Here is a 400-nt window from a genome sequence, read left to right as displayed (position 1 = left end):
AACCATCCCAATGATTACCTGCCGATTGGTTGTTATAAATTAATTGCACTTGGTCAGCGCTAATCGCCTGATCAAACACTAACAATTCATCTAATTGCCCCGCAAAATATTCTGGCGTTCCTCCCGTATCTTCAATGCGACCAATACTGCTAAAGCCTGTAGTCACATCACCAGTAGTACCTGTTACACGAGCAACAAAGTTGCCATCAACATACACCTCTAACTGACCAGAAGAACTATTACGTGTAAGCACAATATGATGCCAATTAGAATCGCTGATTGCTGACGATGTTTGCACTTTATTGCCATCGCCTTTGGTGAGACCTAAGCGACCACTACTATCAATCCAACCCCAAAAGATATCATTGCCACCACCAGCTTGCTCAACACCCGTAATACC

1 protein-coding gene is annotated in these 400 nt (G+C 43.5%); it reads right to left on the bottom strand.

The genetic code is table 11. The annotated features are described in order from the left end of the window. The coding region (locus EMN46_RS19275; protein ID WP_154202636.1) for a LamG-like jellyroll fold domain-containing protein at positions 1 to 400 on the bottom strand (400 nt) is incomplete at both ends.

Origin of the sequence: Ancylomarina sp. 16SWW S1-10-2 (genome assembly GCF_009669305.1) — a bacterium.
Lineage (GTDB): Bacteria > Bacteroidota > Bacteroidia > Bacteroidales > Marinifilaceae > Ancylomarina.
This window is presented reverse-complemented; position numbering and strand designations above follow the sequence as displayed.